General features: G+C 55.9%; 11 protein-coding genes. 10 read left to right on the top strand and 1 reads right to left on the bottom strand.

Features of this window, described 5'->3' with window-relative positions:
* The first annotated feature begins 42 nt into the window (after positions 1–42).
* From MJ923_RS04815 to MJ923_RS04775, 9 genes are all read left to right on the top strand, one after another.
* Positions 43–2448 (top strand): OmcA/MtrC family decaheme c-type cytochrome, encoded by a 2406-nt coding sequence (locus MJ923_RS04815; RefSeq protein WP_240590116.1) that lies wholly within the window; start codon positions 43–45, stop codon positions 2446–2448.
* Positions 2449–2721: 273 nt separating this feature from the next.
* Positions 2722–4911 (top strand): OmcA/MtrC family decaheme c-type cytochrome, encoded by a 2190-nt coding sequence (locus MJ923_RS04810; protein WP_240590115.1) that lies wholly within the window; start codon positions 2722–2724, stop codon positions 4909–4911.
* A 307-nt stretch (positions 4912–5218) separates the two neighbouring features.
* Positions 5219–7189: an OmcA/MtrC family decaheme c-type cytochrome gene (locus MJ923_RS04805; protein ID WP_240590114.1), complete on the top strand. Its 1971-nt coding sequence runs from the start codon at positions 5219–5221 to the stop codon at positions 7187–7189.
* A gap of 133 nt (positions 7190–7322) precedes the next feature.
* Positions 7323–8243: a DmsE family decaheme c-type cytochrome gene (locus MJ923_RS04800; protein ID WP_420854417.1), complete on the top strand. Its 921-nt coding sequence runs from the start codon at positions 7323–7325 to the stop codon at positions 8241–8243.
* 12 nt (positions 8244–8255) lie between these two features.
* Positions 8256–10337, top strand: coding sequence for an MtrB/PioB family decaheme-associated outer membrane protein (locus MJ923_RS04795; RefSeq protein ID WP_240590112.1), 2082 nt, complete (start codon positions 8256–8258; stop codon positions 10335–10337).
* A 272-nt stretch (positions 10338–10609) separates the two neighbouring features.
* Positions 10610–11698: a M35 family metalloendopeptidase gene (locus MJ923_RS04790; RefSeq protein ID WP_240590111.1), complete on the top strand. Its 1089-nt coding sequence runs from the start codon at positions 10610–10612 to the stop codon at positions 11696–11698.
* A gap of 206 nt (positions 11699–11904) precedes the next feature.
* Entirely contained in the window at positions 11905–12477 is a 573-nt protein-coding gene (locus tag MJ923_RS04785; RefSeq protein ID WP_240590110.1) for a hypothetical protein, read from the top strand.
* Complete coding sequence (locus tag MJ923_RS04780) at positions 12474–13061, top strand: uracil-DNA glycosylase family protein (protein ID WP_240590109.1); 588 nt, start codon at positions 12474–12476, stop codon at positions 13059–13061. The genes MJ923_RS04785 and MJ923_RS04780 overlap by 4 nt, the downstream gene beginning before the upstream one ends.
* Positions 13062–13120: 59 nt before the next feature.
* Positions 13121–14080, top strand: coding sequence for a GGDEF domain-containing protein (locus MJ923_RS04775; RefSeq protein ID WP_240590108.1), 960 nt, complete (start codon positions 13121–13123; stop codon positions 14078–14080).
* Between the two features lie 60 nt (positions 14081–14140).
* Here MJ923_RS04775 and MJ923_RS04770 read toward each other — a convergent pair whose 3' ends face one another.
* Positions 14141–15601, bottom strand: a complete 1461-nt coding sequence (locus MJ923_RS04770; protein WP_126166325.1) for a M4 family metallopeptidase — start codon at positions 15599–15601, stop codon at positions 14141–14143.
* 379 nt (positions 15602–15980) lie between these two features.
* Between MJ923_RS04770 and panP the strand changes: the two genes are divergently transcribed.
* Complete coding sequence (gene panP / locus MJ923_RS04765) at positions 15981–17627, top strand: pyridoxal-dependent aspartate 1-decarboxylase PanP (RefSeq protein ID WP_240590107.1); 1647 nt, start codon at positions 15981–15983, stop codon at positions 17625–17627.
* Positions 17628–17750 lie beyond the last annotated feature (123 nt).

The raw sequence follows: 17750 nt of genomic DNA, 5'->3' as shown, positions 1-17750 counted from the left end.
CCAAACCTACCGGGAACCCGGTGACCTTTGCAGGGGAAAATGATGAAAAACCATAATAAAAGCAATCGGCTCCGTGCTGCCTTTGGCACGGCATTGCTGGCAGCCATGGTCGGCGGCTGCGGCAGTGATGGCAAAGATGGCAGCGACGGCAACGATGGCACCACTGGCGTGCATATCAAAGCAGCCACCTCGCTCAGCGCAAAAATCCTCGATGCCCGCATCGAAGATGGCCGCGTCAGTGTCGATTTCAGCCTGGAAAATGCCAACGGCGTTCCCGTATACGGACTTGATTCATTCAAAGAAATCAATACGCTCGGGCTGGGCATAGCCAAGCTCGACAGCCTTCAGAAACGGGACCTGAAGGGCGAAGAGTCCAAGAGTAGCCGCAAAGGCACCAAACCGAGTCAGTGGACCAGTTACATCAATACGCTCAAAGCCCCTAATCCAGCCCATGTGCCCTCAGGCTTCGAGCCACTGGCCCGCCCACAAATTCAGGCTGACATCGAAAGCAGCTGTAAGACAGACTGTATTGACGTGCTGGACTCAGGGGTATACCGCTTTACCTTTCCCAAAAGCCTTGCCGAGTATCCTCAAATTGATGGCCTGAATACCGAGTTCAACCCGGAACTGACCCACAGAGTCACCCTGGAGCTGAAACCCACCGCCACTGTCAGCAATGCCACTTTGATTAACAACCATTACGACTTTGTTCCCGCCACCGGCATGGCAGCCAAGGCGGATGAAAGCCGCGAACTGGTGGCGCTGCAAGAATCCTGTATCCGCTGTCACAACGAGGATTACCAAAACGCCGCTGCGCCCAAGCTGCTGATGCATGGCGGCAAACGCACCGATATCGAAAACTGTGTGGTCTGTCATACCAGCTACGCAGGCGATCCGGAAACCTTCGCCACCCTCGACTTTGGCGCCATGCTGCACCGCATTCACCAGGGCAGCTACACCATGGTGGGTCATGGCGGCAGCATCCATGACTACAGCAAGGTCACCTTCCCCGGCGGCGAGAGCTGCCAGACCTGCCATATTCAGGGCGAAGATGCCCCGGCGCAGGCAGAATACTTTGGTTTCCATCGTCAGGAAGCCTGTGCCTCCTGTCATTTGGGCGAGTTCAATATTGTCGATCAGGCCGAATGGTTAACTCCACCTGATGGCCAGAAAGACCGAGGCTTTGTCGGTAACTACTTCCACTACTACGCCAGCCCGGACATAGATGGCATCAAGGGCGCCAATGTGCGCGCAGTATTTGAGGCTGGCAACTGCGCCGGTTGTCATGCCGACGACTCCAATCCCTTGGGCTCCGCCATCTTCCACACAGCAAAGGACAACGCCAAAGCCTCGGTGCGCGAAACCTATGCATTCAGCCTTGAGACCGGCCGTTTTGTCCTGAATGAAGGCAAGGGCAGCCTGACTGTCACCCTGAACTGGCCAGCGGCGCAGGCACCGGATTTGGACCCTGCGGTAAAAAGTCTCTGGCTGGTTGCCGCAGCTTTTGACGGCGACTACAGCATCCGCCGACTGTCAGCCAACTTTGGCCAGCATGCCGGGCGCTTCAGCGTGGATTTGGCCGATTACAGCAAGTACAGCAATGGCACCATTGAGAAACACGAAAACGGCGGGCAAATTGAGTATCAGATTGACGGCCTGACCCATGCCGATATCAACGCCATCCAGCAAGGCACCCTGTCTGCCAAGTTGTATGTGTGTGCCGACAAGGCCAGCGGCATCGCAGTTGCCTGTGACGATGACAGCGCCGCCATGACCGAAGTCGTGGTTGCCCCCAAACGCGCCAGCTTCTCCCCAAGCGGCGATGCCATCGACGGCCCTGAGCCTGTGGTGTCTGCCGGCAAATGCGCCGACTGCCACGATGCGCAGGCCGATTTCTCCAAGGCCCACTCCCGCACCCGTGCCACCGGCAGCCCTGACACCGGCTGCTCAAGCTGCCACACATCCGAGCCCAACACGGCGGTACATCTGGAAGATGGCAGCTGCGCCAGTTGCCACAACGGCACACCAACCCAGGCGCACAATGCCAAGGCCTTTAATCGCGGCTTTGATTTTAAAGTGATGGCGCATCAAATCCACGCCAACACCCGCGACGGTCGCTACGGTAACTACACCACCGAGATTAGCTTCCCGGGCAATGTGGCTGACTGCGCAGTCTGTCACGACAAGGGGCAAATTAAGCTCGACAGTCTGGCAATCAAGCAGGCGTTCCTTGCCGCCGACGGTGAATACTCGCCAACAGTTGCCGCCTGTGCCTCCTGTCACGCGCCAACCCTGGCCGGTAATGAAGCGGCTGTGAATCACTTCCTGCAAAATGGTGGTGTGTACCAGGGCACCGAGGGCAGCTACAGCGGCGGTGAGTCCTGCGCCGCCTGTCACAGCGAAGGCAAGACCTTCGGCATCGATAAGGTTCACCCGGTGCAGTTCTAAACCACGATGAGGTATCGGCTCGGGCCGGTACCTCTTTTTTGACCAGAATCAAAAGTCACAAGCATTTGAAGACGAATGAGTTAGCCAATCGAATACCTCTAAAGAAATAGTCAGAACTCAGTCACAGATCCGACCTAAATTGACTGCGAAATGGTCACACCTTGGATAGCCTTGGGGGTGGAAGCTTAATTCCACACACCGCATGAGGTTAATAAGAATTATTCTTATTTGCCAACAAGTTCGGTGATAACTAAAACTATTGCAGGGAATACCATGATGAAAGGGTTCAACTTCAATGCCGCGACAAAAGCGATATTGGGTGCCGGACTACTGTCTTTAACGCTCGTCGGATGCGGCAGCGACGGCAAAGACGGTGAAGACGGCAAAGATGGTGTCATCGGCGTCCAAATCGACACCACTTCCACCCTGAAAGCCACCTTTACCAACGCCACCATTGATGCAGGAAAGCTCAGTGTCGACTTCTCACTGGAAAACGCCAATGGCGTTGCAGTGCTGGGTCTGACCAAGGATCACGACCTGCGTTTTGGCATTGCCCAGCTGGCCCACGTCACCGAGACCATTGGTGAAGGGGAAGAAGCTGTTGAAGCCGATCGCGGTTTCCAGTGGCAAGCCTATATCAACGCCAAGAAAGACCCTAACCCAAGTTGGGTACCTGAAGGCGATACCGACATCAATCCTTCTGCCCAGTTCCAGGCCAACGTAGAAGCCGCCAGCAAGTGTGATGCCTGCCTGGTTGACCACGGTGACGGTACTTACACCTATACCTTCCAGACCAATATTGCCGGGGTAACCGAGCCTGTGCCTGTGACGTTCGATGCGGACAACACCCACAGAGCCACCCTCGAGCTTGAACTGCCTCAGGTGACCGCCAACGCCCACTATGACTGGCAGCCTTCTTCCGGCAAAACCGATGGCATTCAAACCCGTGATGTGGTCAGCATCGAGACCTGTTACACCTGCCACCAGCCAGAAAGCCTGAAGCTGCACGGCGGTCGTCGTATCGATATTGAAAACTGCGCCTCTTGCCACACCAATACCTCGGGCGATCCTGAGTCAGGCAACAGCGTTGATTTCACTTACATGATCCACGCCATTCACAAAGGCGAAGAGCGCATGACCTACTCTCCCACCGAGGAGAAAATGGTGCAGGCGCCTTATAAGGTGATTGGTTACGGCGGTGGTGTACACGACTACAGCAAAGTGATGTACCCACAAGGCCCAGCGGCCGATTGTGCGGCCTGTCACGTAGAAGGCGCCAAGGCACCGGCCAATGCCGACCTGTTCAAGGCCGACCTGTCCAACAATGCCTGTATCGCCTGTCACAGCGAGCTGCCATCCGATACCCACTACAAGTACAACTCAGGCACCAACTGCATGAGCTGTCACGCTGATGGTGGTTATGCCCGCAGCGCTGCCGAGGCCCATGGCGATGTGCTGAAAGCCTTTGACATGACGAAAGAAATGTCAGTGAAGTTCAGCAACATTGGCGTTGATGCCAACGGCAAGTTCACCTTTAAAGTGCAGGTACTGGATAAAGACGGCAACGCCGTTGGCACCGAGTTCCTCGACACCGGCAGCCGCGTGGTAATGGCCTGGGACAGCGATAAAGACTTCCCCGGTTACTACGATGCCTCTTACAGCAACCGTCGTATTGCGCTCAAAGAAGGCACTTATGACGCCACCGATAAGAGCTACACCCTGACCGCCAGCAAGATTGACCTGCCAGCCGATGCCAACGGCAAGACCTTCGAGCTGTGGTCAGCACTCAAGGTGTGCTTCAACAACGGTGGTTACGGCCGTCCGGAAGTGGTGATGACCGACTGCGCCACCGAAGGTGTACGCAAGCTTGAAGTCAAAGATGATGCGCTGCACTTCGTCTGGAAAGACGGTGGCGTGGACGATGCTGCCACACCTGCCATGCGCCGCGAAATCGTCGATGCCACTACCTGTCAGGGTTGTCACAATCAGCAGGTATTCCACTACGACAACGGCGTGAATTGTCAGACCTGCCACACTTCTGACAAGACCACCAAGACGGACGACACCTACCCAGGCGGCAAGAAGCCAACCAGCTTCGCCTACAAAGCCCACGGCGCTTCAGGTCACTACCTCAAGTATGCCGGTGCTCAGACAGGCACAGTGCTGAAGACCGATTGCAGCACCTGTCACACCGACAAGGGTATCACCCTGGGCCGCGCGCCTGACCGCGTATGGCGCTATGGCGACAAGGACAACGGCGGCGCAGATATCTGGGTATCTTCCGATGCCGGTGCCTGCCTGAGCTGTCACCAGAAGTACATGGGTGAAGCGGCCAAGTCTCACATTGAAACCAACGGCGGTATCGTCGATGGTACCAGTGCCGACGACGTACGCACCCGTGCCAAGGAAAGCTGCTCTACCTGTCACAGCCCAGAGCAGATCCGTGGCCTGCACAGCAAGTAACGGATAAGTTACCAACGTCAAAACGGGGAGCAGATGCTCCCCGTTTTTTGTTGCAAAATGCTGCTGAAAAAACCTGGTTTTTTTGATCTGAAACAGCTTTCCCCGCCCGGGGACTCTACCCCTTTTTAAATAGCCGGATCCAGTTCACACATTGGATACAAGAGAACAGATTTTCTACCCCCTATGAGGTAACTTTTCCTTGGGGAATTCTATTTCCAACATTGACTTAGATGGCCAAGCCACTAGACGGCACCCCAGATGGCAAGCCGCCCGGCCACAAGCGATGACAACCTATGCAGGGAACACCATGATGAACGCACATAACTCAAAGTTAGCACTGCTCCTGGCAGCCAGTGCCATTGGCTTAACCGCCTGTGGTGGCAGCGATGGCAGCGACGGTAACCCCGGTAACCCCGGTGGCGAGCCCGCCGGTGCCATTAGCGAACTCCACTTCACCTTCGACGATACCCGTATCAACGACGGCATCACCAACGTTGAATTCACCGTTACCAACGAAGAAGACAAACCCGTAATCGGTCTGCAGAAAATGCGCTTCTACGCCGAGCAGCTGCTGCCTGAAGGTGCAACCGGCGCCGGTAACAGCTCCCAGTGGGAATACCTGCTGGACGAAACCTGCGACCAGCCAGCCGGCAAGTGTCCAGGCACCTTCGTTGACCACAAAAACGGCCGCTACAGCTACACCTTCGCCGCTAACCTGGCTGACTCAACCCGCTCTGAATACAAGGCTCAGCTGGCCCAGCGTCTGGTGATCCGTAACTACAACGTGCCCCTGCCAGATGGCACCACAGTGCCCGGCACCACCGCCCTGACCGACTTTATGGGCGACTCAGGTGCTGATGCCTTCTACAGCCGCAAAATCGTTGCCACCGAAAGCTGTAACGCCTGTCACGGCGACGTACAGGAAGCGGGTCACATGACCGGCGATGTGAACTTCTGCGCCAGCTGTCACACCCCAGGTCGCGTCAGCGATGGTAAAGAATTCAACGTCTTTATCCACGACATCCACTTCAACCTGGATGAAGCCGACAACAAGATCAAACCTGCCTTCGGCGTAGCCGCTCTTGAAAACTGCCAAAGCTGTCACGTTGAAAAAGAAGTGGCGCCTGACTGGGCCAACTGGAGCCGTATCCCTACCGCGCAAAGCTGTGGCAGCTGCCACACCAATATCGACTTTGCCGCCGGTAAGGGTCACTCTCAGCAGGTGGATAACAGCAACTGCGTTGCCTGCCACAACAGTGACTGGACCGCCGAGCTGCACTCAGCCCAGGGCCAGGTTGCCAAAGAAGTTGTAGCCAAACTGGGTATGGATGCCATGCTGCAGGGCAATGACGACAACACCGCCACCCTGACGCTGACCATCACTGATGCCGCCGGCAACGCGGTGGATGCGAGCAGTCTGATAGCCAAAATCCAGCGCATCGAAACCATCACCAACGTGGGTCCCAACTTCCCCATCATGGGCTACAACCCAAGCCCAGGCAGCGGTGAGAAGAAAGTGACCAAGGATCTGGTGAAAGCCGGTGCCCTGCAAGCCGATGTGACCGTGGTTGACGGCAAACTGGTGTACACCACCCCAGCGCTGCCTTTCGGCGCAGGTGACACCAACACCGCCTTTACCTTTATCGGTCTGGATATGTGTGTCAGCGGCACTGACTTTGTCGATTGTGGCGATGGCGTTGCCAGCCAGTCGATGAAAGCGCAGCTGGCCCACGGTACCAAAGCGGGTGAAACAGCCAACTTCCGTCATATCGACTCAGTGAACTTTGCCACTTGTCAGGGCTGTCACGGTGAAACCTTCGATATCCACAAGGGTTACCACGCCGGCTTTATCATGAGCGAGCAACTGGGCCGTGAGGTGAATGGCAAGCTGACTGTGGGTGTGGATGCCTGTGTGACCTGTCACACCCCTGATGGCACTTACTCCGGTGGAGCCAAGAAAGGTGCCTTCGAGATGAAGCTGCACGTGGTTCATGGTCAAGAGTCTGTATTCAACAACTGCTCTCAGTGCCACAACGACTTCAATCTCAATGCCTTCAAAGCCAAAGGTGCCCTGGCCACTTCTGCTGGCAAGTACACCACGCCCATCACAGCCACCTGTACCTCTTGCCACGCGCCAGAGAGCATAGGCCACGGCCTGACCAACATGGGTGCCATTGTTGATGGCGACTATGTGGAAGCCAACCAGGCGGCGCAGCAGGAAACCTGTTTCTTCTGCCACCAGCCTACCGTTGCCGACCACACTGTGGTGAAGATGTAATTTGCCTTGTCCCGGGGAGAGAGCGCTCTCCCCTTCTTTCGGAAAGGACAAATAAGGAAGCCAGATAATGAAAACAAGACCCCTGTCAGTCGTCCTCGGCTCGCTGCTTATCGGCGGTCTGCTTGCCCTTGGCATGCACGCCCCGGCACACGCATCGAAATGGGACGCCAAGATGACACCCGAGGAGGTTGAGGCCACCCTGGACAAGAAGTTTGCCGAAGGCAACTACTCGCCCAAAGGTGCCGATTCCTGCCTGATGTGTCACAAAAAGTCTGAAAAAGTCATGGATCTCTTCAAGGGTGTTCATGGCGCCATCGACTCCAGCAAGAGCCCCATGGCCGGGCTGCAGTGCGAATCCTGCCACGGCCCCATGGGCAGCCACAACAAGGGCGGTAACGAGCCGATGATCACCTTCGGCAAGGACTCCACCCTGAGCGCTGAGAAGCAAAACAGCGTGTGTCTGTCGTGCCACCAGGACGACAAGCGCATGGCCTGGAATGGTGGCCACCACGACAACGCCGATGTGTCATGCGCCAGTTGCCACAGCGTGCACACCGCCAAGGATCCAGTGCTGTCGAAAAACACCGAAATGGAAGTGTGCACCAGCTGCCACACCAAGCAGAAGACTGAGCTGAACAAGCGCTCAAGCCATCCGCTGAAGTGGGCCCAGATGGTGTGCAGCGACTGCCACAACCCCCATGGCAGCATGGGTGATGCCGCTCTGGTAAAACCCAGTGTCAACGAAACCTGTTACGCCTGCCACGCGGAAAAACGCGGCCCAAAACTGTGGGAGCATGCGCCCGTAACTGAGAATTGCGCCTCTTGCCACAATCCTCACGGCTCAGCGAACGACGGCATGCTCAAGACCCGCGCTCCTGCGCTGTGTCAGCAATGTCACGCCGCCGACGGCCATGCCAGCCGCGCCTATCTGGGCAACACTGGCATGGGCAGCGAAATGGGCGACAACGCCTTCACCGGCGGCAGAAGCTGTCTGAACTGTCACAGTCAGGTGCATGGCTCCAACCATCCATCCGGCAAGTTGCTGCAACGTTAAGGAGGCGCCATCATGAGATTTCAACTCAATATGATCACCCTGGCGCTGCTGGCAGCCTCAGCCCCCGCACTGGCGGGCGGCTACAGCCTGCAAAATGCCAATACCGACAAGGTGAAATACGACGCCTGGGTGTGTAAGGGCTGCGCCCTGGAAACCGGCACCAATGGCACAGTTGGTGTAGGCGTTGGCTATCAGGACAGCGACGATATCCGCTCGGCCAACAGCTTTGGCAGCGATGAAGAAGTGCCTTACAAGCTCGATGCCGATGTACGCAACGTGACTGAGTCTGGCTATCGCACCGAGTTCAGCGCCGAAAACCTCGGCATGGACAATGGCCGCGCCAGTCTGAAAACAGGTCGCCCCGGCAGCTACAATATCAGCCTGGACTATCGCAGCATCAAGACCTACGAGTCAGACACCGTGGTAAGCCCCTTCCAGGGCATAGGCTCGGGCAATCTCACGCTGCCAGGTGATTGGGTGTATTCCGGCTCCAGCGATGGCATGAGCGGCCTTAGCGGCGCCAGTCCGTTCGAGCTGTCACTCAAGCGCGAGCGCGCAGGCCTTGGGTTTGAATATCAAAGCGAATCGCCCTTTGCCACCTATGTGAACTATCAGCGGGAAGAAAAAACCGGCATCAAAACCGCCTCCGGCAGCTTCTTCAACCAGTCCATCATGCTGCCAGAGCCTGTGGATTACACCACAGACACCCTGGAAGCTGGCGTGAAGGTAAAGGGCGATCATGGTTTCCTGGCGCTGGTGTACAACGGCAGCCGTTTCTCCAATGGTTACAGCGAACTGAGCTTTGATAACCCCTTCCACCCCACCTTTGGGGCGGCAAGAAGCGGCGCTATGGCGCTGGATCCTGACAACCAGGCCCATACCGTCTCACTGCAGGGGCTGTTCAATGACGGCACCAGCCAACTGACCGGTCGCCTGATGGCAGGCCAGATGAGCCAGGATGAGCCACTGGTTACCACGGGTTACGGCTATACGCTGCCGGTGGAAGCGGTGGATGCCAAGGTGGACATCATCGGCATGAGCCTCAAGGCATCCAGCCGCGTCAGCAAAGATCTGCGTCTGTCCGGCAGTTACGACTATAACGACCGCGACAACAAGACCCAGGTTGAAGAGTGGACTCAAATCAGCATCAGTAATGTGTCCGGTAAAGTGGCGTACAACACCCCGTATGACCACACCAGCCACAGGTTCAAGGCCGGTGCCGATTACCGCATCAGCCGCGGCATCAAGCTCGATGGTGGTCTGGACTACCGTGTCGATGAGCGCAGCTATCAGGACCGCGAGTCCACCGATGAAACCACAGGTTGGGCCCGTCTGCGTCTCAATAGCTTCGAGCACTGGGATATCGCCGTGAAAGGCAGCTACGGCAAACGTGGCGGCAGCGAGTATCAAGCCAGCGAGTGGACCTCTTCTGAGAATAACCCCTTGCTGCGCAAGTACTATCTGGCCGACCGTAACCGCACCCAGGCTGAAATGCGTGTCACACACATGCCGCTCGATAGCCTGAGCCTCGACTTTGGCGTGCGCTACGCACTGGACGATTACGATGCCACCGAAGTGGGTCTGACCGAGTCCAAAGATCTGGGATACGATGCGAGTCTCAGCTGGCAGCTGACTGACAAGCTGCTGCTCTCCAGCTTCTACAACCACCAGACCATAGATTCGGCCCAGGCTGGCAGCAGCAACTTTGGCAATACCAACTGGTTCTCCGATATCGAAGACAAGGTGGATGTATACGGCATTGGGCTTGCCTGGAATGAACTGATGGACAGCCGCCTGAAACTGGGCCTGGACTACAGCTACTCAGACTCTTCCAGCAGCACCCAGGTGCGTCAGGGCATTACCGGTGACTATGGCGACTACTATGCGAAGGTGCACAACCTGAATCTGTATGCGCAGTATCAGGCCACCGAGCGTATGGCGGTACGCCTCGATTATCGGATGGAGAACTACAAAGACAACGATGTTGCCAACGACATCGCGGTGGACGGCATTTGGAACCTGGTCAGCTTCGGCTCCATGAACCATGACTATAACGCCCACCTGATCATGCTCAGCATGAGCTATCGTCTCTAGTCCTTTGCCTTGCCAAAAGCCCGCCTCGTGCGGGCTTTTTTATGGCCTGAATTGCCGTATTTACACCCCCGGCAAGCAGTAGCTTTACAGCATGAAGGCCTATAAAAATAGCCCCTCCAAAGTCGATTTATCCCGTGATAGGCAAAAACACCAAAATAGCTATTGCCAGCAGACAGACAAAAGACTTACACTGCCAATCGTTACATTTTTATAACAACTACAACAAATAAAATAACAATACCTGATAACAACCACATTAAGGACAAGCAAGCATGAAACACTCAACACTGCTGACTTCTGCCCTGCTGGGCAGCGTGCTGTTCTCAACCTCAGCACTGGCCGATGGCATTCGCGCCAGCCTGGAAATGAGCAAGCAAAATTACAACGCCAACGAAGACGTGACCGTTCGCGTTACTCTGACCAACGATGAAAAAGTACCGGTCAAAATCCTCAAGTGGTACACAGCTGCCGACGGCGTGGAAGAAGCCCTGTTTAAGGTATCGGTAAATGGCGAAGCCAAACAATACCTTGGCGCCCACTACAAGCGTCCGGCACCACAGAGCAAGGACTACATCAAGCTTAAGTCAGGTGAAAGCGTCAGCTACGAAGTTGAGTTGTCTTCACTGTACGATCTGACCGAACAGGGCAACTATGAAATCGCCTATGACGTCAGCTCGCTGCAACTGTTTGCTCCCAACCCAGGTCAGCAGAACAAGCTGGCCCGTCTTGGTATCGACGGCATCCATTCCGATGCCGTGAGCTTCTTCCACGAAGGTATCGAAGCCAAGGGCGGCGCCAACAAAGGCAAGCCAGGCGGCGGTGATGGCGGCGGCTCTGTGGATGGCGTCAGCTTCTCCGGTCGCTGCTCCAACAGCCAGATGAGCGACACCCTGGCAGGTTTGGCCGCTGCCAAGTCGATGGCGGGCGATGCCAAAGGCTATATGAACTCCGCATCAAACCCTGCCAGTTCAGTCCGTTACAACACCTGGTTTGGCGCCTACAGCAGCAGCCGCTGGAACACGGTAAGCAACCACTTCAATGCCATCGACTCAGCGCTGAATACTCAGCCACTGACCTTCGATTGCTCCTGTAAGAAGAGTTACTACGCCTACGTGTATCCAAACCAGCCATACAAGATTTACCTGTGCAGCGCCTTCTGGAGCGCCCCTGTTTCAGGTACCGATTCCAAGGGTGGCACTATCGTCCACGAGATGAGCCACTTCGATGTGGTGGCCGGTACCGATGACGTGGTGTACGGCCAGAGCGGCGCCAAGAACCTGGCTCAGACCAATCCGGACCAGGCGATTCAGAACGCTGACAGCCACGAATACTTTGCGGAGAACACGCCTTTCCAGAACTAACCCGAACGCCGGCCCTGAGCCGGCGTCCTTTCATCTGGTTTCACACTTACCTTGTGAATTTTGGGCAGAGGATCTGCCCCTTTTTTTGCCCTTTTGGCGCCAAAGCGTGAGAAGCGCCGAAAAGCTGTTATAAATCCGACTTTTCCCATTGCAACGGCTATCACTTTAGGAGAAGGTAATCCAAACCCTCTTCTGCGTATTCTCTAATGACGTCCAAGCTTATGAACTCCAAGCTGTTACCCGGTTTTCTCCTGCTGCTGACTCCCCTGCCTGCAATGGCCTTTGACCCCTCCGGCTCCATGGCCACCCTGGCATTACTGCTTGGACTTGGCGGCTTTACTGTGCTGAACCTCATCAGCCAATTGAGTTTCTTTGCCTCGGGTTTTTACCGCTCCGCCCGCTTTGCCCGCCATCATGTGCTGCTGTCGTTGTTGCCCGTGCTGCTCGGCGCCCTGGCAGTGGTAATGGACCACAAAGGCGCCGCCGATGTGCTGATGAATGTGGGCCTGTTACTGGTTGCCATGGCCTTTGCCCTGCTGCCACACCTCTTTGCCGAAAAAGCAGTGACCAGCCGCCCCTGGATAAGCGCCGTCACAGCACTGCTGTTTTTGGCACTGGGCTGCTTTCTGGGCCCGGTTACCGCCTTTGCCATCCTGGTTGCCCATGTGGCCTGGTTTAAACAGGAAACCCTCGGCAAGTATCTGTGCGTGTTGGTTCTGTGCCTGGGCTATCCGCTGCTTGGTTATTATCTGTATCAGCTGCTGGGCAAACTGGCATGAGCGAGCTTACGCCGCTGCTTGAAGACATCCGCCGCTGCACCCTGTGCAGTGGTTTACCCCTGGGGCCCAAGCCCATTTTGCAGGCCGGCAGCAAGGCCAGGATCCTGATTGCCGGACAAGCACCCGGCGCCAAAACCCACGAAAAAGGCCGTCCCTTCGATGATGTAAGTGGAGACAGGCTTCGTCAGTGGCTCGGCGTCGATAAAGCGCGTTTTTACGATGCCAATCAGTTTGCCATTATCCCTATGGGATTTTGCTTCCCGGGCACAGTCATAAAACAGGGGCGCCGTCAGGGCGATTTACCTCCGCGCCCTGAATGCGCGCCCGCCTGGCGGGACAAACTGCTGGCAGCCCTGCCCAATATCGAACTGACGCTGGTGCTTGGCCGTTATGCGCTGGATTGGCATCTGCCCGAACATAATGGGCTGACCGAAGAAGTGGCTCAGTGGCAGCGTCACTGGCCCAAGCTGATGGTATTGCCCCACCCAAGCCCCCGTAATGCCTTGTGGCTTAAGAAAAATCCGCACTTTGAGGCCACACAGTTGCCACTGCTTAAACAGCGCATCAGCACAATACTGGGCTGAGTTGCAGCGCTGAGTCGTCTACACTGAAAGTTCGGGGAGATTTACATCGGAGGGTTGCGATGCAGTCCTACGGCTACCATTCATTTCGTGAAATCGAAGTGGATGAAATCGACTGGCAACGTTGGCAGCGGCTGGTCAACACTGTGGCAGATATGTTCAAGGCACCTGCCGCCTTTATCAATCAAGCCAACACCAAGGGCATTGAGGTACTGATAGCCTCTGAGCTGCCCACCACCCTGTACGCGCCGGGTGAGGCTTCGCCTATCAACTCCAACGTCTACTGTCATTATGTGGTGCAGCACAACGAGCACCTGTATGTACCCGACGCCAGCCGTGACCCGCGCTGGCTGGACAACCCCGAGTACCTCGAGGACAACTATGTATCCTACCTTGGCATGCCCATCAACTGGCCCGATGGCAACACCTTCGGCACCCTGTGCGTACTGTCGGACATCACCACCGATTACCCGGGCACCTATCTTAAGGTGCTGGAAGTGATCCGCGACGTCATCAATGCCGATCTGGCCCATATTTACCGCGAGAGCCAGCTGCTGACCGAAACCTACGTCGACCCCCTCACCCGCATTTACAATCGCCGCGGCTTTGAAGAAATGTTCACCCAAAATCAGCAATTGGCCAAACGGCTGGGGCGGCAAATGGTGCTGCTGAGTTTCGATTTGGATAAGTTCAAACCCATAAACGACAGCCTGGGTCACGACACCGGCGACAAGGTACTGCAATACTTCGCCCAGTGTTTGAAACACAGCTGTCGCAGCTGCGATCTGGTAGCCCGCTGGGGCGGCGATGAGTTTCTGGTACTGGCCCACTCGGAAACCGATCAGTTGGAAGACTCACTGTTACTGCGGCTCGATACCGCCCTGAAAGACGCCAAGAATTTGCCCTGCATCGAATACTCGGTAGGTATTCTTAAAATCGACAGCGGTCAGGAGCAGAGTCTGGAACGCCACCTGCCAAATGTGGATGCGCGCATGTATCATCACAAACGCTCAAAATCCTGAATTATCTGCACAAAAAAGCCCGGCTAAGCCGGGCTTTTTGATGTTACGCAACCGCCATGATTACTGGCAGCTTACACCTACAGACGAGAAGGCAGCAGTCACGTCAGCAACTGAGTAGCCATAGTCAGAGGCAGCGGCTTCAACGCCACAGGCACCCTGGTTGTAAGTGCTGGTAGCAGACCAGTAGGCCTGGTTAGCCAGTACGAACACGTCGAAGGCTTTCTGGGTGTTCCAGCCATTCTTCTTGGCCAGCAGGTAGAAGGCCTTGTTGTACACGCCTGAAGAGTAGTGCACGTCCATGCCGTTGGTGTAGTCGGAAGCGTGACCGATAGAGCGGCCATCCTTGGTTGGGTCATCCATGTAACGCAGGGCGCCATTGCCCTTGAAGATGTCATAACCCACCATCCAGTCGTTGCTGCCGCGCATGTAGTATTCGGCTGCTTCACCGGCCATATCAGAGAAGGCTTCGTTCATGCCACCAGACTGGGCTGAATATTCCAGACCTGAGTTCTGCTCGGTGAATCCGTGGCTCACTTCGTGGGCAGATACGTCCAGGCTCACCAGCGGATAGAAGTAGCTGGCACCGTCACCAAACGACATGGCGCGGCCGTCCCAGAAAGCGTTTTCGTAGTTGCGACCGTAGTGAACACGCATTTCCAGCTGGAAGGTCAGCGGCGCAGTGTTGTACCAGTCTTTGTACATGTTGAAGATCACGCCACCGAAGTAGTGGGCATCGTTCAGCGGTGAGTAAGCACCGTTGATGGCACGGTAGGTGTTTTCAGGGCAAGTGAACGAGTAAACAGTGCCGCGACGGGTGCTGTTGGCCATGTCAACGGTTTTCACGTTGGCATTGTTCATGGTGCACACGCCATTGGCTTCTTCTACCTTCAGCGGACCGAAGTCACTGCCGAAGTAGTACTGGCCAATCTTGGCGTTACCGCCAGGGCCGGTGGCATCGAACGCAGTACCTGGCGTAGTGCCACCGCCGTTACCTGGCTTGCCGGCGCCGTTTTTGGCGGTCATCAGCTCGTTCCAGTGGCGGATAACGTCACCGCTCATGGCATCAACCAGACCGGCTGGACGGGAGATGCTGTTGTTGCCTTCGCTCAGGTAAGACACGCGATAAGCCAGACGTGGGGCATCGCCTTCGGCCAGAACAACCAGCTCAACATCCTTATGGCCAGACGCGGCAGAACCGGCATATACCTTGTTCAGCGCAGCAATGGCCTGACCGCGGGTCAGGGCTGGCTCAACGTTGAAACCTTCGTCAATGGCAGCAGCCTTGCCGAAGATATCACCGCTTGAAGAAACAACCAGGTGGTGGCCGTAAACCTTCACACCTTTGAACATTTGCTGCTGTTTTACTTTCTGATGACCAGCGGCAGTCGCGAACGACTTACCGGCGGCGAAGCTGTGCCCTTTGGCCAGCCCCATAGAGTCTGCAAGAGAAGCCTCACCAGCATGCAGTGCGCCGGATACACACAGGGCCAAAGTTGCTGGAATTAAGGTATATGCTTTCATGTGCTGTTCCTTTTATAGTTGTTTTGTCCGAAACTCGCGCCTCGGTTGGCACAAACTGTCACAACCGAAGTGTTAGCTCAAGGGTATTTGTAAAGCTTTTGTAAACTCATTCGAGATACACTGTAACAATATAGTTACATAATGCTACAAATCAACGATTTTATTCGCCTTTTGGCCAATTAGCCTTTGAACAAAATTTTACAGTATGCAATTCATTAACCCTTGATTGGCTGAGCTTTATTATCCGCAGCAGCGCAGAAAGCCCCTCACCCTTGATGAAGCGTGAACCTTGCAGTAAAGTGACCTCCCTTTTGCCGTCTGCAGCCTGGGTTGCAGGCGAGTCAGCCAGCCCGCTGGTGTAACACCCAAGATTATCGCCATGACAGACAAACACAGTCGCCGTGCCACGGCCTCAGAAGACAACCTGATGCGGATTTTTACCGTGCCTGAAGCGGCAGATTCGACCCTGGGTCGCATCGAGCAGCAGCTGTCGGTGGATTTGGCGGGCTTTCTGCAGGGCAGCATTGCCGCCCTCGAGCAGCCACTGGCTCAGATTGAGCAGCATTTCGATGCGGTGGAAATCCCTCGTCAGCCTCGCTTTGTGTCCGACTATGTGGACGACATCATGGCGCATCTGGTGGCCCAGTCGGTTCACACGGCGGCGCCCTCCTTTATTGGTCACATGACCTCGGCACTGCCGTACTTTTTGCTGCCGCTGTCAAAGCTGATGGTGGGGCTGAATCAGAACCTGGTAAAAATCGAGACTTCCAAGGCCTTTACGCCGATGGAGCGCCAGGTGCTGGGGATGATGCATCACCTCACCTTCGGCGAAAGTCATGACTTCTACAGCCAACATTTGCACAGTGCCAGCCACTCCCTGGGCGCCTTTTGCTCCGGCGGCACAGTTGCCAATATCACAGCGCTGTGGATAGCAAGAAACCAACTGCTCAAAGCCGATGGCGCATTTCGCGGCGTAACACGCGAGGGGCTTAACAAGGCGCTTAAACACTATGGCTGGGACGATTTGGCAATTCTGGTGTCAGAGCGCGGCCATTACTCCCTCGGCAAGGCCGCCGACCTGCTCGGCATTGGCCGTGACAACATCATCAGCGTGGCTGTGGATGAGCACAATAAGGTGGATGTGGGCGCCATGCGTGCAGCCGCCGAGGCGCTTAAGGCCCGTAACATACGGGTAATGGCAATTGTTGGCGTGGCGGGCACCACAGAAACCGGCAACGTTGACCCACTGACCGAGCTTGCAACGCTCGCCGCCGAGCTGAATTGTCACTTCCATGTGGATGCAGCCTGGGGCGGTGCCACCCTGCTCAGTGAAAAGTACCGCCATCTGCTCAAAGGGATTGAACTTGCCGACTCAGTGACCATAGATGCGCACAAGCAAATGTACGTGCCCATGGGCGCCGGCATGGTGCTGTTTAAAGACCCAACTCTTGCGTCGGCCATTGAGCATCACGCCGAATATATTTTGCGTCAGGGCTCCAAGGATTTGGGCAGCCAGACCCTCGAAGGCTCACGCCCCGGCATGGCCATGCTGGTGCATGCCTGTTTGCAAATCATCGGCCGCGAAGGCTACGAGATTTTGATTAATGGTTCACTCGAAAAGGCGCGCGCCTTTGCCCGTCTGATAGAGGCCGAGGCGGATTTTGAGCTTATCAGCGAGCCTGAGCTTTGCCTGCTCACCTACCGCCATGTGCCCGAATTTGCCCGTGAAGCGCTCAATAAAGCCTTAGCCAAAGGCGACAGCACCAAGCTTGAAAAGATTAACGGCGAACTTGATGCCCTCACCCGCGCCATTCAAAAAAGCCAGCGCGAGCAGGGCCGCTCCTTTGTCTCCCGCACCCGTATCGCCCCGAAAATCTACGGCTTGGATAAGCGCACCGTGTTCAGGGTAGTGCTGGCAAACCCGCTGACCACAGAGCAGATCCTCAAAGAGGTACTGGCCGAGCAGCGCGCCATCGCCCAGAGCGAAACCGATATCCTCAGCGCCCTCAAAGCCGTTTGCGGCTAAGCCCAAGCCGTGTATTGACGAAAGCGGCGCTTTGCATGCGCTCGGATAGGAACAAAATAAGGCCGGTTTCCCCAAGGGATAACCGGCCTTTTCGTCTTAAGAGCGAGCTGGCTGATAAATAGC

Origin of the sequence: Shewanella zhuhaiensis, from assembly GCF_022484835.1 — a bacterium.
GTDB classification, from domain to species: domain Bacteria; phylum Pseudomonadota; class Gammaproteobacteria; order Enterobacterales; family Shewanellaceae; genus Shewanella; species Shewanella khirikhana.
Note: the sequence above shows the minus strand (reverse complement) of the source record. Positions and strands in the feature narration are given on the sequence as shown.